Source organism: Blautia sp. MCC270 (genome assembly GCF_018785605.1).
Lineage (GTDB): Bacteria > Bacillota > Clostridia > Lachnospirales > Lachnospiraceae > Blautia_A > Blautia_A fusiformis.
In genome coordinates this window covers 56,659-76,329 of record NZ_WQQD01000003.1, presented here as the reverse complement: position 1 = coordinate 76,329, position 19,671 = coordinate 56,659, and the positions used below count along the sequence as shown (strand labels likewise).

The window sequence follows — 19,671 nt, the reverse complement described above, 5'->3', positions numbered from 1 at the left end:
CATTTTCCGGACAGCATTGTGAATTTCTGTCAGAAAAATCCCTCTGCGATCTATATCGCAAAACGGATCTGCAGGATCCGCCTTACAAACATATGGATATGCTGCCTCAGGATATTCCGATTCTCAATTCCGGGATATCGATGACCGCTTTGTTCCTGCATCAGCAGCAGAAAAAGCCGCCCGGCCAGCACATGAAACAGGCCATGGTCCTGCAGCAGGCATCACACATATCCCCTTCTGCAGTCGGCATTCCCCCAAAGGGATCCTGCCGCTGCTGATACCAGCCGCCACCGCCTTCCATTCTCTGGAGCAGCATACGGTACTGCATATTATCCGGTTCCTGACGGACTGCTTCACGAATCTGATCCAGAGCTGTTACATTATTTCCCATTCCCATATTTGCCATAGCAGCCAGGTAATACCATTCCCCATTTTTCTGACCAAGAGAATCCAGTACATTCATAGCTTCCTGAAAATGACCGCTCTGCACATAATTGGCGGCCGCCCTTCTGCGCATACTTTCCTCATCCTGATAGGCACTGGAACCGGCATTTCCGTAATTTCCAAAACCACCGTAATTTCCGTAGCCGCCATAGCCATTCTGGGAACTACTTCCGTACTCACGCTCTTTCATGATCTGCTCGTAAGCCTGCTGCACTTCTTTGAATTTTTCTTCGGCCTGATCCTTATTCGGATTATTGATATTGGCATCCGGGTGATACTTTCGGCTCAGCTTCCGGTATGCCTTTTTTATTTCATCATCAGATGCGTTTCTGGGAACTCCCAGCACGCTGTATGGATCTAACATTTTTTCTCTTTCTCCCGTTCTTCCCTGCGCTTCTGTCCGATCGCCGCAAAGCGGCACCAGACGCCGGAATATAAAATATTTCGAAGGATATCTCCGTATCGGAGGATCGGCAGCTTTTCAAATTCTCTGCAGCATTCTGCAAGCATCATCATAAGAAGCCGACGTACCTCTTCCTCGAACCCTTCTATCTTATATTTTTCAAGGAAAGGATTGTAATTTCCGTTTTCTGCATCTTTTTCCACATCGTCATAAGCATCCAGGATGTAGATAAATTTTCCGAGATAAAATCCCAGACGGCGCAGGGACGATTCCCAGACATCCTTACGGAAGGCCAGAATCTCTTCCATGATACGTCCGGAACATCCGGCTACACGGTCCACATCGGTTTCCCCCTGTTTTTCCAGGGAAGAAAGCTCCTCTAGTGCGTTTCGGATCCTTTGGATCTTCTCCGGATAAGCGGACATATGCATATTTCCGCAATTCTTCAGAATTCCTGCATATGCATAGCGCAGTGGTTTGTGTTCATCCTGCCAGTCATCCATACATTTGTAATAGGTAAGGATCACATTCATATCCGCACAGTACTCAGTTACTGTATTTTTGCGCACCGGCTGGGGCTTCAGCGGATGGACCACACACCTGGAGGTTCCCTTCTTCGTTGGCGGTTCATAAAGAGCGCTTAAAAGAAGGACCACAAATGTCATATCATAAGTCAGTGAGATCTGTCCCGGTATCCCGTATCTCTCCCGCAATTCTCTGCAAAGACCGCAGTAAAAAGAACGGTACACATCAAAATCCTTGAATTTTATTTCCGGTTTATTAACGGTCACATATCCGAACATGTCAGCTCCTTTTTACGAATTTTGTGTGGCATTTCGGACATTCGATCTCGATCTTGCCCTTTCCCTTTGGAATACGTATCTTCTGTCCGCAGCCCGGACAGCTGTAGATGTGATGGGTCTTTCTCTGCTTCATCAGATCCTTTTCTTTATTAAAGCGAAAACGGAACTTTGACGTCATCTGAAGGAATTTCTGATTTTCGGCATAACGCTGCTGGATATTTCTGGAAAAAATACGTATATATGCATATACGATTGCTGCGACCCCGAGAATGTCAAGGGTGCTGCCGACAGTTCTGCTGAATATATTAGCAAACATTGCCAGAATGATCAGAACCAGTGCGACTCCCATGGTGAACCTGGAAAGATCATCCACTCCATAACGTCCCTGCATAAATTTATTGAATTTGTCTCTCATATGATCTGCATCTCCTTTTCACTGCCAGACGGCACTGCCCAAAAATTTCCGTAAAAAAATCCGGATGGCAGTTCCTAACGGTCATTGCATACCTGGAAAATGTAGAATTTCAGATAATAGGACTCATCTGCTGACCAGAGGATCGGATGATCCGGTGCCTGTGTACGGTACTCTACCTGGCGCAGTCTCTTATGGACATTCTTCGCTGCCTGACCGATGGTCTGTGTAAACAGCTCATACGTCATAAAATGAGAGCAGGAACAGGTTGCAAGAAATCCGCCGTCCTTTACAAGACGCATTGCACGGAGATTGATCTCACGGTATCCCTTGATGGCATTTTTTACAGAGCTTCTGGATTTCGTAAATGCCGGAGGATCCAGTACCACAACATCAAATTTCTCTCCCTTCTCCTCAAGCTCGGGAAGAAGTTCAAAAACATCCTCACAGAGGAATTTCACTGTTCCGTCCAGGCCGTTCAGACTGGCGTTTCGTCTTGCCTGCAGGACTGCAGTTTCCGACGCATCCACACCGAGAACACTCTGTGCCCCTGCAATTCCCGCATTCAGGGCAAAAGAGCCGGTATGTGTAAAGCAGTCCAGAACCTTCGCCCCCTTGCAGAGCTTCTGGATAGCAAGACGGTTATATTTCTGATCCAGGAAAAATCCGGTCTTCTGCCCGTCCCTGATATCTACTTCATATTTCACACCGTTCTCTTCAATCTGAACAAGTGTCGGAAATTCTTCTCCGATAAATCCCTTGGTAAGTTCCATTCCTTCCTGGCGGCGTACCTTTGCATCACTCCGCTCATAGACTCCACGGATCCGGATCCCATCCTCAGCAAGGACTTCCTTCAGTGCATCTAGGATCGTTTCTTTAAGACGGTCGATTCCCAGTGCAAGAGACTGTACAACAAGCACATCTGAAAACTTATCCACAACAAGACCCGGAAGAAAGTCTGCTTCTCCGAAGATCACACGGCAGCTTCCGGTATCTACTACCTTCTTACGATACTCCCATGCGTCGCGGACACGTTGTTTCAAAAATTCCGGACTGATCTCTGTACGCTCATCTCTGGTAAGCATACGGACTGTGATCTTGGAATTGGTGTTGATAAATCCTCTTCCCATTGGATATCCGTCAAAGTCCCGGACCAGAACGATATCTCCGTTCACAAAGCTTCCCATGATGCTTGCGATCTCATTGTCATATACCCAGAGGCCTCCTGATTTCAGGAATCTGCCTTCGCCTTTTTTTAATGTTACTACTGCCAGGCTCATAAATTCTACCTTTTCCCTTTCTCGTTTCCCTATCACGGTTTGCGATGTATGAGTCCACAAAACCGATTTACGGTCAATTTTATCACAGAAAAATCCATTTTTCCAGTGCTTACACAAATCCTTGTCGTAAATCACAAAATTTTCATGATATCTTTCCGGCACGACAAAAAATACCGCAGCAGAGGTTGTTTTCTCTGCTGCGGTATTTTTTATCTCTTTTTCTGTAAATCTTTTATTCTGCTGCGGATTCCTCAGAAGAGTCCGTGTTCTCGCCGTAAAGACCTGCCAGATATTTCATGGTTTCTTTATAAAGTGTCTGCTTATCTTCCTGGGGAACATCTGCAAGAATAGCTGCTGTCACGTCTGTGGCCTCTGTGTCCTCCTGGGAACTGTCAATACTGAACAGCTTCTTCAGCTTCTGATCCATCATATTCAGCTCTGTACTCTGATATTTTTCTGTACCATCTGCCTCATAGGATTCTGTACCATCCTTCAGGATATCATAATAATCCTTCTCAACAGTTTCTGCCACACTCTTCGCTGTCTGCTCATCCAGTGTTACCGTTGCCACTGCCTCTGTATCCTCCGTTGCAGCGAGAAGGGAATCTGCATCTCCCTCATACTCGCCTTTTACAAAGAGGACAAATTTGTCATAATTGTTCTTTGCTTCTTCGCTGAGCACGGAAGTATCGTTTTCTGCACTGTCTGCCTGGTCTGAGCCCTCTGTACTTTCTGAAGATTCTGTATCTTCTGTTGCCTCCGGGATTCCGGTCTCATCGGATGCAGCCTCGTCAGAAGTGCTTTCATCTGTGCTGCTCTCGTCAGATGCACTATCCTCTGTGCTGTTCTCGTCAGATGCACTTTCGTCTGTACTGCTCTCGTCGGATGCACTTTCATCTGTACTGCTTTCGTCCGAGCTTTCCTCATTGCTATAGGTTCCGTCGTCGGTAGCATCCGGGATTCCGGTCTCATTGCTTGTATCCTGAGAATCTGCTCCTGTTTCTTCCTCAAGACCCGGATCCTCTGTGGAGCTCTGGATCACATCGTCACCAAGAATGCTGTCATTTACATTGTTGACGATATCATCAGAAGAATCTGCATCCACATCTACGGTTTCATCACTGCTCTCGCCATCCAACGTATCATCAGAGGAAGAGGTCTGGCCTGTGGTATTGGCATCTACCTGCTCCAGTGTTTCCTTCACATCATCATAATTGTAATCCTGCTGTGAGATCTGCTTCAGAAGAGACACGATCCTGTCAATATCGTCCTGGCTTACGGAAATATTGTTCTGCTCAGCCACATTGATTACAATATTCTGAATCTCATCTGCATTCTGTACTCCGTTCTGGATCACATCCATCTTGGACTGGTTTACAACTGTTGTCGCCTCATTTTTACCAACCTTATCTGCAAGCTCACCGGTGGTTACGATCTCCTGGTTGGCAAGCTTCGTCTTGGTCTCATCCAGCTTCTCTCCACTGGCCTTCTCATATGCCATCTGGATGCCGGTAAGTGCGCCTGTTCCGGATACTTCCATCGGGCAGGCAGCAACTACTTCACAGTTCTTCACACCGGATGTGGAAAGTGTCGTTGCGATCATATTACCTGTCACCCAGTTCAGATTTGCTGTGCGGACCTTAATCCCGCCGGACTGTGTAGGCTTCACATAGGCACAGCTCAAAGTTCTGGAACCGATCTGGGACTGTGGTGCGATATTATCCAGGTGTTTATGCTCATCCTCATTTGTAATGGTCATCACCTGCACCTGATCGGAACTTACATTAAAATATTTCATCATTGTCTGCTTCTGAGCATCCGTAAGATCTGCTCCAAGTGTTACTACCTTCGATGCATCTGCAAATACGGGATTTACACTTCCTGCCACAAGGCATGCACTGCAGAGCAGAGCTGCGATCATGTTTCTTTTTTTCATTGATCTTCCCTCCATATATTTTTTCGGATCGATTGTATCTACTTAACTTTTGCGGTGTAAAGCGGACATTCCTCTTCGTTACTTACATCTCCACGAATGCGAGCGCTTCACGATCTGTCGTTCTTGTCACATTATAACACAGCTGCTGAAATATTTGTAATTTATATTATATAAAAAACGCTGCCGGAAATTATATCACTCATTTCTGACAGCGTTTTATTGCTTTTCTCATTTTCCCAGAGAACTTATCTGATCTGGTTTAATTTTCCGGTTTCTTTTGCTTTTTTCAACAATTCCCGGTTTTTTTCATTCATGATACCAAAATCCTTCAGCGGACAGTACACTTTTTCACATTTTCCCATGAACTCCAGTGCTTCTTCAAAGGCAGACTCCGAAATGCATTCAAAAGGCTTCTCCGTGATCACTTTTGCAGCCAGTTCTTTTGCCACCTGATAATCTGCATCATTGGTATGGAGAACTCCGGTCACAAAAGGAATCCCCTGTCGCTGCAGCTTCCGATATACCGGAATCCCACTTCCATTTCCTCCGATCACAAACACCTCCGGTTTTCCGGCCGGAGGTTCCATTTCCACGCAGCCGAATTCTGCATTATAGCTTCCACGGGTGATGCCATAAAGCTTCCGAATATAATCGGAAGTAAAGATTTCCTCCGGTGCACCATATTTCTCAATGTGATCTCCATGAACACAGATCACCTGGTCAGAAATCTTCTGGGCAAGATCCAGCTCGTGAAGGGACATGATCACCGTCATCTGTTTTTCCAATACCATCTTCTTCAAAATGGCAAGAAGCTCCAGCTTATGCCGGATATCCAGGAAGGAGGTCGGTTCATCCAGGATAATGATCTCCGGTTCCTGGCAGATGGCGCGTGCCAGAAGGATACGCTGTCTCTGTCCGTCACTGATAGCTGTAAAATCCCGGTCCTTCAGATCCCAGGCGTGAACCATCTCCATGGCACTTTTAACTTTTTCCTTGTCCTCTGCGGAAAGGATCCCGAGAGTTCCGGTATAGGGATATCGTCCGGTGGATACCACATCCTCACAGGTCATAAGCTCCGGTCGCATGCGCTCGGTAAGTACTACAGCCAGTTTTTTTGACACTTCCCTGTTGGTCATCCGGCTCATCTGTTCCTGTTCCAGATATACCGTTCCGCTGATCAGGGAAAGCTGTCTTGTGATACTCTTCAAAATAGTAGATTTTCCGGCACCGTTGGGACCGATCAGTGTCAGGATTTCTCCTTTATTCAGCTGAATATTGATTTCTTTGATCAGCGGTTTTCCATCATAGCCTACGGTCAGCTGATCTGTATAAAAAAAATATGATTTCATCGTTTATATCCTCTGCTGTCTGCGAATCATGATATAGATAACTACCGGTGCTCCGAAAACTGCTGTCACAGAACTGATGCTCAGCTCCGTCGGTGCAAATACAGTTCTTGCGATCAGGTCACAGAACAGGCAGAACACTGCACCGCCCAGAAAACAGGCCGGGATCACAAGCAGCGGTTTGGCAGTCTTCAGGAGACTTTTTGCAATATGAGGCACAGCGATCCCCACGAAGGAGATCGGCCCTGCAAAAGCAGTCACACAGGCAGAAAGAATACTGGAAAGCAGGATCAGAAGTATCCGGAAAGCCTTGATATTAACTCCCATATTCTGCGCGTAAGTCTCCCCCAGCTGATAGGCGCTGATCGGTTTTGACATAAAAAATACGATCACCATAGTAAGAAGTACCACAGCAGCCATAGTCTGCACATTCCCCCAGGTCATACCGGAAAAGCTACCCAGTGACCAATTATGAAGATTGACTATATTGGAATCATCTGCAAAGGTCACCACAAAGTCTGTGATGGCCGAACAGATATAGCCGATCATAACACCACTGATGACCAGCATGGACATGTTGTGGACTTTTTTTGCCACAAGGAGCACAAAGCCCATGGAGATCATTGAGCCTGCAAAAGCAGCCAGGATCATGGCGCCGGAACCGATGGACACCGATCTGCTTAAAAAAAAGATCATCAGAAGCGCCACGATCAGCTTGGCACCGGAAGAGATTCCCAGTACAAAGGGTCCCGCGATAGGATTGTTAAAAAAGGTCTGCAGCAAAAATCCGGAAACAGAAAGTGCTCCGCCAAGGATGATCACTGCCAGTATCCTGGGAAGACGGATCTCCCAGACGATATTATAAGAAGTTTCATCTCCCTGATGCCGGAATATGATATTCAGGATCTCCTTCACAGAGAGGTGGATACTTCCGGAATTTACATTCCATATAAATAAAAAGATTAAAAGTACCGCAAGGATCACAAAAGAGATCCCGTATCGGACTGCGCGTTTTCTGTCATTCATTTTTCTGGTACACTCCTCTTCTGTTTTGTTATCCTGTCCTTTCGTTTCCTGCTCACAGGTGGAAACCGGCAAAGGAGTTAAAAAGAACACTGGAATTTATTTCAGTTTATGCATATAGGTCAGATCATCCAGAGAATCATCATCTGTAGTCAGCATGGTGTGGATATCCTCGATCATGGTTCCAAGTCCGGTAGTTTCCTGGAAGAGATTTTTGCCTGTGCACCAGACATTTCCGTTCTTCACTGCCTTGAAATCTGCAAGAAGCTTACTTTTGGAAAGAAGCTCATCAATGGTCTTAAGTTCCCCGTCAATCGTACTGTTATAGATGATATAGTCTGCATCCTTCGCCTTGGCGTAAAACTCTTCCATCTGCATATTCATGGTGGAAAGAGCATTGTCATTTACTCCCGTATCCTCCGGAACATAATTTCCTCCTGCGAGAGAGATCATTTCTGAAACATAGTCGCCGCTTTTTCTTATATTTACCGCACCTACGGAGTTGATATAAAAGAACGCCACGGTCTTATCTGTTTTATCTGCTGTGAGAACCTTATCCAGCTTGTCCGTCTGCTCTTTGAAAACCTTTTCTGCTACATCTTCTTTTCCCAGAAGAACTGCGTAAAGCTTCATCCACTCGGTCCTTCCAAGAGGATGACTCTCATAGCTGGAACGCTCTACCATTACAGGGATCCCGAACTGCTCCAGCTTCTCCTGTACCTCCGGATTGTGATGGATCATGGTGGATTCAATGGCAAGGTCACAGCCCTCGTTCAGGATCAGCTCGTAATCCGGAGCACTGTACTTGCCGGCATAGATCATCTTTTTCTGTTCCATGGCGTCCTTTGCTTCCTGGATATACCATCCGTCTTCCTTGGTTCCGGAAAGCTTGATGCTGTCAATCCCGTCGATAGCGCGGAAAAGATCCATGGCCGAGGTTGCTACCAGATAGATATTGTTTATGGGCTGCTGCAGAACCGCAATGTCAGGATCCAGCCCCTCCGGTGCTTTCTTGCCTTCGGGAACTACAAGAAACTGTCCTTCCTGATCAATGGTGAGCAGCGCATAGCCATCGTTGTAGTAATCCACATTAAATTCCTTTGCGTAGGAAAGATCCATACTGTGGTCAAAGGTAAGGCCTGGAATATCCGCAGGCTTATGTTCTGTCTCTGCTGCCTGCACTGCAAAAGCACACCCCAGGATCAGGGTCAGCGTCAGAAATATGTATGAAATTATTTTTTTCATTTTTCTTCCTTTTTCATGCTTGAAGAATCAAAATTCAGGGTATACTCAATCTCGTGAGGAGTACTCATGGCTACAGTATCTGCAGTCACTTCCATTTCTGCGTCAAAGACTGTGACCGGGATCTCAAATGTGGAGTTTCCGTCTTTGTTCACCGGCTCATATTTTTCGCCGTCCACGATCATGTAATCATAATTCGGACTGCTCCAGATGATGGTTGCCGTAGCTTCTTTGCCCTTGATCTCTACTTTAGCTGGAGATTCTACAGATGCTCTTCCTGTTCCGCCTGTAAGGGTTACATCCGTCTCATAGGTTCCGTCCTCCAGCTTCAGCTCTTCCGGTTTTTTCCCTTCGGATTTTTTGTCGTCAGAGGTTTTTACAGGATTCTTTACGCTGACTTTATGGTCGTACCATTTGCCTTTTTCTCCCAGGATCGCCACGTTAAATTCCTCACCAATGGCCGGTACCGGGATATCAAATCCGTAAACCTCCTCTGTATAACCATCGCTGTACTTCACTGTATCTGTGGTCGGCTCAATGATCTCTGCTCCGTCCTTCTGGGCATCCTCGGCAGTTCCCGCAAACAGGTTAACGATCTTCTTGGAAACCAGACTTACGTGGATGGTCATTTTACCATCTTTGACCGTGAGCTCTCCTTTTTTGTCATTGGCCTCATTTACATGAAACATGCTACTGTCTGTCTCAAACTCTGCTGTATAAACGCCATCTTCCAGGGTATCTGCTTTGGCTGCATCTGTATCCTTTTCTTCGGAAGCTTCTGCTTCCTCACCGGACTCTGTTTTTGTTTCATCTGTTTTTGCCATCGCAGGCACAGAGCCCAGCACCAGGACTGATGCACTTGCCATTGCAAGAATTAAGTTTACATAGCGTTTTTTCATGATAATCTTCTCCCTTCCATAGATACAGCAATCTGCCCGGAAAACAGTCTTCCTGATCTTTCCGGGCAGTTACATTGATTTCTTATAGGTATCTGAACTCACTCAGATATTTTTATATTTATTATTCTGCGGACTCCTCAGCAGAATCAGCCTCTGTATCTGCTGCTGCATCAGAATCTGCGGACTCCTCAGTGCTTCCCAGAGAATCGATGGCTGCCTTTGTATGCTCTACATAAAGCTTCTCAACTGCTTCGATTCTTCCAAGACCCTCGATCTGGCAGTCAACCTTATCGAAGTTTCCGGATGCTACAAACTGGCTCTTCCAGGAATCCTCCTCATCACCGGCCATATCGTTATTTGCATGGTCTCCGGCAACAACCATCAGCGGACGAAGAACAACGTTCTTGTATCCTGCTTCTTTTACCTTCTCGATAACCTTGTCGCAGGCTGTATCTTCCGGCTTACCCTCTACAGTACCGATGAATGCGTTCTTCAATCCAAGGTTTTCCATCTGTGTCTGCATCTGATCGTATGTAACGTTAGCTGTATGAGATGTTCCATGTCCCATGAATACGAATGCTGTGCCAGCCTCAGCTGCTGCATCCATGCTGTCAAATCCGGCCTCTTTGCAAGCCGTATCTGTGATTGCCTGAGCAACGGCTTTCTTGTCATCATTGATCACAGTTGCATCGTCTCCAACCTCACCGAGCATTGGCTCTGCGATAGCTACAGACTCGAATTTATCTTTATAGCCATTGATCGCTTCTGTCATCTCATCGTACTCAGCACCATGCATCAGATGAGTAGGCTGTACAACCAGATTCTTAACACCATTCTCTACTGCACGGTCAAGAGCCTGCTGCATGTTATCGATCACTTCATCATCTCTTGCCTCTACATGGTTGATGATGATCTGTGCTGTAAATGCTCTTCTTACAGACCAGTCCGGATAAGCTTCTGCAAGAGCATCCTCGATTCCCTTGACATCCTCTGCACGGCTGTCATTGAAGGAAGTACCAAAGCTTACAACAAGAAGTTCATTCTCGCCGATCTCATCCTGGTTACGCGGATCGTCCTTGGAAGCATCTCCTGTGTCACGTCCGAAATAATCCGGATCTGCATTCTCACCCTCTACCAGTTCTTTCTGAGCATCTGTCAGAGCATCCCATGCTTCTTTGGCTGCCTTGCAGTCCTCATCTGTTGTGTCGTTTCTTTCCTGTACATAGATCTTGTCGATCAGAGCTGCTACATTATCTGCTGCTTCCTGATCTGCATCAGAAGCCTCTGTGGTATCAGCTGCCTCAGCGTTCTCTTCTGTAGCAGAATCCTCTGCTGCCATTGCTGTTGTAGCCGCACCCATAGAGCATGTCATGGAAACTGCGAGCATCAGAGCTAACATTGTTTTTCTTTTCATTTCTCATTGTCCTCTTTTCATGTATTTCCAGAATACTGATATGTACAAAAAAGCAGCAGCTCTCTGCGGCCGCCTGCTCACACATGATTCTCTGCGCAATACAAATACATAAAAAGAAGTTCTGTATTGTTATGGAGAATACCGATTCGTAAACCGCGAATCCCTGAATCTCACAATAAGGCAGTTCTCCTGACTTGGTTCCACGCTGCTTTCCCTTCCCGGTCTCCCAGTGGTTGTAAAAGCAGCTCCCCTTTCACAGTGACGGTATCGTTCCGGATTCTCACCGGATTCTCTTTTGCACATCCGACTGGATGCAACCTTATCATTATAACATTTGCACATATTTTCTTTTACCTGGTTATCTAACTTTTACCACAAACTCACAAATTTGTCAAGATTGATGTCAGACGATTCACGGTTTTCTGTGATCTTCGCTCACAAAAAACACCTCACGAAATATTACCAGTGAACAGTAACCGGTTTTCTCCCTGTATCTGTCAGTTATTATCAGAATACTTTCTCCAATATTCATGCATATCCTGCATAAAAAACAGCCCCTTTCTGTCATCACCCTGATATCAGAAAAGGACTGTCTTACATCAGATATTCGCAATCCGCTTTGCTACTTGCTCATAACAGATAAACTGCTCTGCAGTTTATCTGTTAAAATACTCCTGCTCCAGGTATCTGGCTACGTAGATTCCGCTGGCAGATGCATGGGACAGAGAATGGGTCACGCCGCTGCAGTCTCCGATAACAAAGAGACCCTTGTGGCAGGTTTCCAGATTTTCGTCGATCTCGACCTCCATGTTGTAGAATTTAACCTCAACGCCATAAAGCAAAGTATCATCATCTGCGGTTCCCGGTGCGATCTTATCCAGAGCATAGATCATCTCGATGATGCCATCCAGGATACGTTTCGGCATAACAAGACTTAAATCTCCCGGTGTCGCAGAAAGTGTAGGTGTTACGAAACTTTCCTCAATACGGGCTTTTGTGCTTCGTCTTCCGCGGATCAGATCTCCAAACCGCTGTACCATAACACCACCGCCAAGCATATTGGAAAGTCTTGCAATGCTCTCACCGTATCCGTTGCTGTCATGGAACGGCTCTGAGAAATGCTTGGATACCAGAAGGGCAAAGTTTGTATTGTTGGTATGCTTTGCCGGATCTTCGTAGCTGTGACCGTTTACTGTGATGATACCGTTGGTATTTTCATTCACGACAACACCTCGCGGGTTCATACAGAAGGTACGGACCATATCCTCAAACTTCTCAGTTCTGTAAACGATCTTGCTCTCATAAAGCTCATCTGTCAGACGGCTGAAAACCTCTGCCGGAAGCTCCACACGGACTCCGATGTCCACACGGTTGGAAAGAGTCGGGATCTTAAGCTCTGTACATACCGTCTCCATCCATTTACTTCCGCTTCGTCCTGCGGAGATGATACAGTAAGTTCCCTCGTAACGCTCATCTCCTACAAAAACTGCATAACCGTCTTCAGTTTTTTCTACTTTGTCAACAGATGCGTCAAAATAGAAGTCCACATGGTCTTTCATTTTTTCATAGAGGTTCTGAAGCACCACATAGTTGATATCTGTTCCCAGATGACGGACTGATGCATCCAAAAGATGCAGGCCGTTCTGAAGGCAGAGCTTACGGATCTCGCTGTTTGTGGTAGAATAAAGTTTGGTTCCTTCACCGCCATGCATCAGGTTCAGTTTATCTACATATTCCATCAGCTCTGTGGCTGTATCCTTGCCGATATGCTGGTACAGAGTTCCGCCAAACTGATTGGTGATATTATATTTTCCGTCGGAGAAAGCGCCTGCACCGCCAAATCCCTTCATGATCGCACAGGTTTTGCAGTGGATACAGGATTTTACTTTCTTTCCGTCGATGGGACATTTTCTTTTTTCCAGAGGATGACCAGCTTCAAAAACCGCGATCTTTTTCTCCGGATCATTATTCATCAGTTCATAGGCCGCAAAGATTCCACCGGGACCTGCTCCTACGATCAGTACATCATATTTCATAAATAAAAACTCCTTATCTTGTATTGCACATTTTCAGTACTTTGTTTTTGCACAAACCCTGTCTATTTTACAACAAACGTGTTCAAAAGTCACCGTTTTTTTCGGAACCTTCCGATCTTAAGCTTTTTTCCATCTGTTTCCACGGTAATAGCACCGTTTTTCATGGTGTATTCCACCTGACTTCCGGCCTCTTTAAGCCGCTCTACGGTTTCCGGTGACGGATGTCCGTAGGTGTTGGTGGAAGAACAGGAAATGATCGCCACTTCCGGCTTTATTTTCTCAAGAAATGCTTCTGTGGTAGAATAACGGGAACCGTGATGTCCCACCTTCAGACAGTCAACATCCTCAAGCCCCTCGGCTGCCAGAAGCTTTTTCTCCGTATCTGCACCGATATCTCCGGTAAAAAGCATTTGAAAATCTCCAAAAGACAACTCCATCACCATAGCTTCCTCATTCACATCTTTTCCTGTGGCATTTTTCTCCGGCCACAGAACAGAAAAAGATACTTTGCCGCAAGGCAATTCATCCCCTTTTCCTGCTGTCACGACCTTAACTCCGGCTGTTTTTGCTGCCTCTGCAAGCTCCCGCCATGCATCTGGTCTTTCCGCCCAGGCAGGCAGGATCAGATATCCGGCCCGGATGGTTGTAAGACCTTTTCCCATATATTCCAGAAGCTCCTTCACACCGTTGATATGATCCTGATCTGTATGGGAAATAAAAATCCCATCCAGCCAGGAAATCCCCTGGCTTTTCAATGCCGGCAAAAGGCAGTATCTTCCAAGATCCGACTGGCTGCTGCTTCCTCCGTCGATCAGAAAATGATGATCCTCCGGGGTCTCCACAAGAATACCGTCACCTTGTCCTACATCCAGGCAGATCACCTTCAGACTTCCTGCTGGATGAAATCCCAGTATCAGGATTCCGACTGCCAGAAAAATACCGGCTGTTATCCGGATAGCATATAGCTTCCAACAACCTGCTTCCGCCCGCTCCTCTGATAACTCCATTTCCTCACTGACTGCTTTTTTCTTCCGGAGCTGTTCTTTTATATACTGTCCCATAAACAGGACTATGATCAAAAAGCCATAATATACCACAATCTGCCATATTTCCGGCTCCCCTCCGATCCAGGTACTCCATCCTGATCTTCCTGCCAGACTGCAGAGATATTCATAAAAAAGCAGCAGTACCCTTGCCGGCAGGATTACCAGTTTTGCCGCAGGAATACTGAGAATTCCCAGCAGCAGCGCCGCCATTCCTCCAGTCAGCACTACCCCCACACTTGGAAGCACCAACAGATTCAGGATAAATCCGGCAATAGAGACTTCTCCGAAAAACTTCAGCATCACCGGCAGAGTCACAAGCTGAAGAGCTATAGGACTTACCAGTGCCTTTGTCCATTTTTTCTCCGCTCCTGCAAGGGCACAGATCTTTTCCGCAGCGAGCCCCATTCCCAGAACACAGCCAAAGGACAGAAGAAATCCACTATCCAGGAGATAGACCGGAGATTCCACAAGAATCATCATGGCAGTTACGGAAAGAGCACTCATCATATCATAGATCCGTCCGGTGATCCTGGCTCCCATGGCGATCAGAAACATAGTTACTGCACGCATGGTGGAAACACTCCCTCCGGTCATGATCCCATACTGCAGCATCACTCCCAGAGAAAAAATCCCGGCAGGCCAGATTCCCAGTCCCATCTTCTTTAGAAGGTTGTAAAGCCCCATTCCCAGAATACTGATATGAAGTCCGCTGATGGCAAGGATATGTATGATTCCGGCCAGCTGATATCGCATCTGTGTTTCCGGATCCAGTTCCTGTTTGTCTCCAAGCGTTATGGCACAAAAAACAGGCGCATCTTTTCCTGCAGTTTCCTTCAGGATCTGTCTGCAGCTTTCTTTTATCTCCAAAAGGAGCTGCCTGTAGCCGGAATACACTGCTGTTTTCTTTTGGAGCACAGCGTTCTTCATAAAATAATAAATATGACGACAGGCGTAAAAGTGTTGGCTGTCAAAGCCCCCCGGATTCGCAGGACCTTCCACTCTTTTCAGCGTTCCCTTGACCCGGATCCGCATTCCCGGTTTCAGATCTTCTTCTTTTTTGAGAAATATTCTTACATTTTCAATTGGAAATTTTTTTGACTGATGGATAAGATATGTTTTTTTCAGATAAACAGACTGGGAAAATTCTGTGTTTTCATACTGTTCCACCTCCCCGCAGATCATGGAACCAGGGTGCGCTTCAATCTGCTCCTGCACATTTAACGGAAGGGGATTCCCCCTGATCAGAGGAATCCCCATAAGCTCCAGTGCGCCAAGACTCAGCACCATAAGAAAACACAAAAGACACATCGGCCTTTTCGCCATAAATGTTCTCCCGTTTTCTGATATTTTGAAATGTTTTATTTTTTCTATTCTTTTTTAGCCTTTGTGTGTGCCAGCAGGCTGTCGTTCCATTCATAGAACTTATAAAGCTGCATATTCTGGCCAAAGGTCACTTCCTTGTTTCCTTCGATGGAAATCTCAACTTTGTCCACATCTGTTGCCGCGATCAGCGTATTTACCACCGAATACACGGCAACCTGTTCCGAAACATCCAGCGCATAATCCTGAAATACGGAATTATAATCCACATAGCAGATTCCGTTTGCTCTCGTCAGGGAAAGTACCTCTGAATTCTCCGGTATTGTAGGATAATGTCCTTTTTCCAGCGGACCTCTTGCAAGCTGCTCCAGAACCACCGTAGCTTTCGGAAGATTTCGTCTGTAGCGGACACTTCTCTGTTCCGCTACCAGTTTATCTCCGTTTTTATTTGTGAAATACAGAGTAAAGGTGTCATAGCTGTACACATCCCCATCGGACCCGGAAAACTCCACAAAGGTGTCGTTGTTCATGGCTCCCACTTCTTCACCCCTGGTATCTGTCAGCGGCTTTTTACCCACATAGATTTCCACAGAATCTACTCCTGGAACCTGTAAAAAGATCTTCACTATACCTGCCCGCACCAGAAGTTCCCTGGTACGTGACATTTTATCATAGGCCTCATTGAATTCTACGTTCAGGACTCCATCCTGTATGGAATAAGAAGAAATCTTTACCCCATCCGGAAAAAGTGAGATTCCGTCTTCCCGGGTCTCACGGTTATTCAGACTCTCGGAAAAATTGCGCAGCATCACTTCTGTTGTTTCCTTCTCCGGAGTATATTTTTCTTCTTTCAGTCTCGTTTCATCGCTGTTGATATAATAAAATCTATACTGTTGCTCTTCGTTTTTATTTCTTCCCGACAATCCTATGAAAGCAACCAGACCAAAAAGGATGCAGGCAGCGGCCACACAGATGATCAAAATCGTTTTTTTCATGCTGTACCTCCTAGGACGGGATATAGGACAGCGGGATCTTCACGGTAAATGTGGTTCCCTCGCCCTCTTTGCTGGATACCTTGATGATCCCATGATGCATGGCTATAGAACTTCTTGTAATAGCAAGTCCAAGACCGGTTCCGCCGATCTCTCTGGAATGGGATTTATCCACACGATAAAAACGCTCAAAGATCCGTTCAATGGAATCTTCCGGTATTCCCAGGCCGGAATCTGCAACTGTCACATAGAAATCCTTATGATCCGCATCCAGTGTTACGCGGACCCATCCCTCATCTACATTGTATTTGATACCATTTTCGACCAGGTTACTGATGGCAAGGGTAAATTTCACCTCATCCACATCTGCGGTTACCGGTCGGAACGAATCCAGGATCAGGTCAATCCTTCTCTGATCTGCAATAGGACGGAGACGCTTTAGAATATTCTCCAGCAGCTCATTGATATTCATATTACTGATATTCATATCTGCTGCTTTTTTGTCCATTTTTACCAGGGAGAGCAGATCGGTGATGATCTTGTTCTCTCTGTCAATCTCTTCTGTGATATCAGAAAGAAATTCCTGATACAGTTCCTCCGGAACCCCCTGCTGTCCTACCAGCGAATCCGCCAGAACCTTCATTGAAGTCATAGGTGTCTTCAACTCATGAGACACATTGGATACAAACTCCTGTCTGGATTCATCCAACGTCTTCATTCTAGAAAGCATCTTGTTAAATGCATCTGTGATCAAAGCTGTCTCTGTATAATCCGGTACCGAGATCTCCTCATTCTGATATCCGTCTGTAAGGTCCTCGATTGCTTTCGTTACCCTAGCAAATGGCTTCACCAGGATCGTGGAAAGAATATAACCCAGAAAAATGGCCAGCACTACAATGATACCGATGATCAGAATCCCTTTCTGCTCCAGTTCATGGATGGTTGCTGTCACCTCACTGGAAGATGCCATGATCATCATGGCACCCTGCACCTGTTTTACATCCGGACTTTTTACCGGAACTGCCAGGATCAGCTTCTGGCTGTCAGAATCATATTGGTAGGCATCTTCTCCTTTAAAACAGTTCAATACTTTCTGGGAAACCAGAGTCCTGCCCTCATCCACGCCATAGGTATCCTTGATGATCCTGAAATCCCTGTCTACAATGAGAATCCTGCCACCATAGCTGTTGGACAGTAATTCCAGCTTGCTGTTCACCGTCTGAGAGCTGGTGTCATTCAGATAATTCTCCTTGATCAGCAGGTCGCACATGATGTCACAGATGTTCTCCATGCTCTGCACACGGTTGGCAATGGCACGATCTTCATAGTTGGCAATGACCATTTCCGTTACGATGACACTCGGTACGATTCCCAGTATGATCAGGATGATCAGAATACGAAAGCGGAGACTTTTGAAAAATTTGCCGTTCTTTTTGAACTTCACAGGTTATGCCTGGAAATAGTAGCCCACACCCCATTTGGTGTGTACATATTTCGGCTCACTGGGATTGGCCTCGATCTTTTCTCTCAGGCGGCGGATATGTACATCTACGGTACGGACATCTCCCGGATATTCATAGCCCCATACGATATTCAGAAGATTTTCTCTGCTGTATACCTTGTTCGGATTGAATACCAGCAGTTCCAGCACATCAAATTCCTTGGCTGTGAGGTTGATCTCTTTTCCGGAGATAAATACGCGGCGTCCTTCGCAGTCCAGCTTCAGTTCTCCGACTTCCACAGTCTTGGCCTTCTCCTGCTTGTCCTGTTTGCTGCCTGCACGGCGGATGATCGCCTTGATGCGGGCTTTGACTTCCAGGATGTTGAAAGGCTTGGTGACATAATCATCAGCTCCGTATTCCAGACCCAGGATCTTATCCATATCTTCTCCTTTTGCTGTAAGCATGATGATCGGAACATTGGAAAATTCACGGATCTGCTGGCATACCTCAAGACCGTCCATTTTTGGAAGCATCAGGTCAAGAAGGATGATATCGTACTCTCCTGCTTTTGCTTTTTCCAGTGCTTCCTCTCCGTCATAGGCACAGTCCACTTCCATTCCGTCCTGCTCCAGACTGAAGCGAAGTCCCTTGACAATCAGTTTCTCATCATCTACTACCAATACTTTCCTGCTCATTTAGCGCTCCTTACTTTATTGCTATTTTATCCTTTATCTTCTCATAGGTTCCTTCTTTGATGCCTGGTACATTCATGATATCCTCTGCTGAAGTAAAGGGACCGTTCTCTTCCCTGTAAGCGATGATCGCCAGGGCCTTGGACTCCCCTACACCTGTGAGAGTAGTAAGCTGGGATACATCAGCGGTGTTCAGATCGATCTTCTGCTCTGTGGAAGATGCAGTCTCAGCTTCACCGGAATCCTCTCCGGCGGATTTCTGTCCGCTCGCCGTTTCGGTACTGTTTTCTGCTGTGACTTCCGATCCATCTTGGGTAGCTGCGATCCGCTGGCTGTCCACCTCCGCCTGGGTAGGCACATAAACCTGCTGTCCATCGGAAAGTCCCTTAGCACGGTTGAGATAGCTTGCCGCAGCTTCCGGAAGATATCCTCCGGCCTGCTCGATAGCCTGAAAAACACGGCTGCCATATGGAAGCTCATAGACTCCCGGGCTGGTCACTGCTCCACATATATCTACATAAATGGTCTGAGGGGTGTCTGAGATCTCCGGCAGCTGTTTTTCAACCTCCGAAGCCGGTTCCTCCGCAGACTCATTCTGTTTCTTCTGTGATATATCTGCCGCAGCCCCTGCGGATGCCTTCCCGGATACTTCACTTTCCGTATCCTTCGGTTCTTCCTGCTCTGCATCCATTTCGGATGCTTCCGTACTTTCTTCCTGCACCAGTTCTTTCTCCAGAAATTCTGTTCCGTCATCCTTACAGCCTGTCAGCCCTGCCAGGATCTGTAACAAAAATATGGAAAAAACAAACCGAACACTTCTGATATGTGATCTTATTTTCATAGGTAGGCGGTTCACTCCTTTCCGCCGATGTGGCGGCAGGTGCCCCATTACTCATGCAAAACCATACCTTATTTTAACGAAGTATTACAAATATTACAAT

16 protein-coding genes and 1 riboswitch are annotated in these 19,671 nt (G+C 46.2%); all 16 genes read right to left on the bottom strand.

Annotation, left to right across the window (positions count from 1 at the left end; translation table 11 throughout):
* Nucleotides 1–160 precede the first annotated feature (160 nt).
* The 16 genes from GPK58_RS01045 to GPK58_RS00970 all read right to left on the bottom strand — a co-directional run bounded on the left by GPK58_RS01045 (nt 161) and on the right by GPK58_RS00970 (nt 19,571).
* Complete coding sequence (locus tag GPK58_RS01045; protein ID WP_015525967.1) at nt 161–808, bottom strand: J domain-containing protein; 648 nt, start codon at nt 806–808, stop codon at nt 161–163.
* On the bottom strand, nt 802–1,650 hold the full coding sequence (locus GPK58_RS01040) for a DUF5685 family protein (protein WP_015525968.1): 849 nt from the start codon (nt 1,648–1,650) through the stop codon (nt 802–804). The genes GPK58_RS01045 and GPK58_RS01040 overlap by 7 nt, the downstream gene beginning before the upstream one ends.
* A gap of 1 nt (nt 1,651) precedes the next feature.
* The gene (locus tag GPK58_RS01035; protein WP_015525969.1) at nt 1,652–2,065 is read right to left on the bottom strand and encodes a hypothetical protein; all 414 of its coding nucleotides are present in this window, start codon (nt 2,063–2,065) and stop codon (nt 1,652–1,654) included.
* A 74-nt stretch (nt 2,066–2,139) separates the two neighbouring features.
* Nucleotides 2,140–3,342: a class I SAM-dependent rRNA methyltransferase gene (locus GPK58_RS01030; protein ID WP_059086808.1), complete on the bottom strand. Its 1,203-nt coding sequence runs from the start codon at nt 3,340–3,342 to the stop codon at nt 2,140–2,142.
* Nucleotides 3,343–3,574: 232 nt separating this feature from the next.
* A complete protein-coding gene (locus GPK58_RS01025) occupies nt 3,575–5,278 on the bottom strand; it encodes a DUF1002 domain-containing protein (protein ID WP_129974572.1) in 1,704 nt (567 codons plus the stop codon).
* 245 nt (nt 5,279–5,523) lie between these two features.
* Entirely contained in the window at nt 5,524–6,627 is a 1,104-nt protein-coding gene (locus GPK58_RS01020) for an ABC transporter ATP-binding protein (RefSeq protein WP_059086806.1), read from the bottom strand.
* 3 nt (nt 6,628–6,630) lie between these two features.
* Nucleotides 6,631–7,650 carry a FecCD family ABC transporter permease gene (locus GPK58_RS01015; RefSeq protein WP_044961544.1) on the bottom strand — a complete coding sequence of 340 codons (1,020 nt, stop codon included), beginning with the start codon at nt 7,648–7,650 and terminating at the stop codon, nt 6,631–6,633.
* A 96-nt stretch (nt 7,651–7,746) separates the two neighbouring features.
* Complete coding sequence (locus GPK58_RS01010; RefSeq protein WP_195656109.1) at nt 7,747–8,892, bottom strand: ABC transporter substrate-binding protein; 1,146 nt, start codon at nt 8,890–8,892, stop codon at nt 7,747–7,749.
* The gene (locus GPK58_RS01005; protein ID WP_173758558.1) at nt 8,889–9,788 is read right to left on the bottom strand and encodes a hypothetical protein; all 900 of its coding nucleotides are present in this window, start codon (nt 9,786–9,788) and stop codon (nt 8,889–8,891) included. The genes GPK58_RS01010 and GPK58_RS01005 overlap by 4 nt, the downstream gene beginning before the upstream one ends.
* A gap of 121 nt (nt 9,789–9,909) precedes the next feature.
* Complete coding sequence (locus tag GPK58_RS01000) at nt 9,910–11,202, bottom strand: sirohydrochlorin cobaltochelatase (protein ID WP_015525974.1); 1,293 nt, start codon at nt 11,200–11,202, stop codon at nt 9,910–9,912.
* Between the two features lie 162 nt (nt 11,203–11,364).
* Nucleotides 11,365–11,539: riboswitch (cobalamin riboswitch) on the bottom strand.
* 319 nt (nt 11,540–11,858) lie between these two features.
* Nucleotides 11,859–13,238 (bottom strand): NAD(P)/FAD-dependent oxidoreductase, encoded by a 1,380-nt coding sequence (locus GPK58_RS00995; RefSeq protein ID WP_110103334.1) that lies wholly within the window; start codon nt 13,236–13,238, stop codon nt 11,859–11,861.
* Between the two features lie 89 nt (nt 13,239–13,327).
* Nucleotides 13,328–15,607 (bottom strand): DNA internalization-related competence protein ComEC/Rec2, encoded by a 2,280-nt coding sequence (locus GPK58_RS00990; RefSeq protein WP_252195735.1) that lies wholly within the window; start codon nt 15,605–15,607, stop codon nt 13,328–13,330.
* Between the two features lie 44 nt (nt 15,608–15,651).
* The gene (locus GPK58_RS00985) at nt 15,652–16,599 is read right to left on the bottom strand and encodes a GerMN domain-containing protein (RefSeq protein WP_215638068.1); all 948 of its coding nucleotides are present in this window, start codon (nt 16,597–16,599) and stop codon (nt 15,652–15,654) included.
* Nucleotides 16,600–16,609: 10 nt separating this feature from the next.
* Nucleotides 16,610–18,040, bottom strand: coding sequence for a sensor histidine kinase (locus GPK58_RS00980; protein ID WP_022426407.1), 1,431 nt, complete (start codon nt 18,038–18,040; stop codon nt 16,610–16,612).
* Between the two features lie 3 nt (nt 18,041–18,043).
* Nucleotides 18,044–18,733, bottom strand: coding sequence for a response regulator transcription factor (locus tag GPK58_RS00975; protein WP_015525979.1), 690 nt, complete (start codon nt 18,731–18,733; stop codon nt 18,044–18,046).
* Nucleotides 18,734–18,743: 10 nt separating this feature from the next.
* Nucleotides 18,744–19,571 carry a ComEA family DNA-binding protein gene (locus GPK58_RS00970; RefSeq protein WP_129974578.1) on the bottom strand — a complete coding sequence of 276 codons (828 nt, stop codon included), beginning with the start codon at nt 19,569–19,571 and terminating at the stop codon, nt 18,744–18,746.
* Nucleotides 19,572–19,671 lie beyond the last annotated feature (100 nt).

Excerpts from the sequence above, each read along its gene's own strand:
- GPK58_RS01045 (WP_015525967.1), bottom strand. The coding sequence starts at position 808 with ATGTTAGATCCATACAGCGTGCTGGGAGTTCCCAGAAACGCATCTGAT.
- GPK58_RS01020 (WP_059086806.1), bottom strand. The coding sequence starts at position 6,627 with ATGAAATCATATTTTTTTTATACAGATCAGCTGACCGTAGGCTATGAT.
- GPK58_RS01000 (WP_015525974.1), bottom strand. The coding sequence starts at position 11,202 with ATGAAAAGAAAAACAATGTTAGCTCTGATGCTCGCAGTTTCCATGACA.
- GPK58_RS01010 (WP_195656109.1), bottom strand. The coding sequence starts at position 8,892 with ATGAAAAAAATAATTTCATACATATTTCTGACGCTGACCCTGATCCTG.
- GPK58_RS00985 (WP_215638068.1), bottom strand. The coding sequence starts at position 16,599 with ATGAAAAAAACGATTTTGATCATCTGTGTGGCCGCTGCCTGCATCCTT.
- GPK58_RS00995 (WP_110103334.1), bottom strand. The coding sequence starts at position 13,238 with ATGAAATATGATGTACTGATCGTAGGAGCAGGTCCCGGTGGAATCTTT.
- GPK58_RS00975 (WP_015525979.1), bottom strand. The coding sequence starts at position 18,733 with ATGAGCAGGAAAGTATTGGTAGTAGATGATGAGAAACTGATTGTCAAG.
- GPK58_RS01005 (WP_173758558.1), bottom strand. The coding sequence starts at position 9,788 with ATGAAAAAACGCTATGTAAACTTAATTCTTGCAATGGCAAGTGCATCA.
- GPK58_RS01025 (WP_129974572.1), bottom strand. The coding sequence starts at position 5,278 with ATGAAAAAAAGAAACATGATCGCAGCTCTGCTCTGCAGTGCATGCCTT.
- GPK58_RS01035 (WP_015525969.1), bottom strand. The coding sequence starts at position 2,065 with ATGAGAGACAAATTCAATAAATTTATGCAGGGACGTTATGGAGTGGAT.
- GPK58_RS01030 (WP_059086808.1), bottom strand. The coding sequence starts at position 3,342 with ATGAGCCTGGCAGTAGTAACATTAAAAAAAGGCGAAGGCAGATTCCTG.
- GPK58_RS00970 (WP_129974578.1), bottom strand. The coding sequence starts at position 19,571 with ATGAAAATAAGATCACATATCAGAAGTGTTCGGTTTGTTTTTTCCATA.
- GPK58_RS01015 (WP_044961544.1), bottom strand. The coding sequence starts at position 7,650 with ATGAATGACAGAAAACGCGCAGTCCGATACGGGATCTCTTTTGTGATC.
- GPK58_RS00990 (WP_252195735.1), bottom strand. The coding sequence starts at position 15,607 with ATGGCGAAAAGGCCGATGTGTCTTTTGTGTTTTCTTATGGTGCTGAGT.
- GPK58_RS01040 (WP_015525968.1), bottom strand. The coding sequence starts at position 1,650 with ATGTTCGGATATGTGACCGTTAATAAACCGGAAATAAAATTCAAGGAT.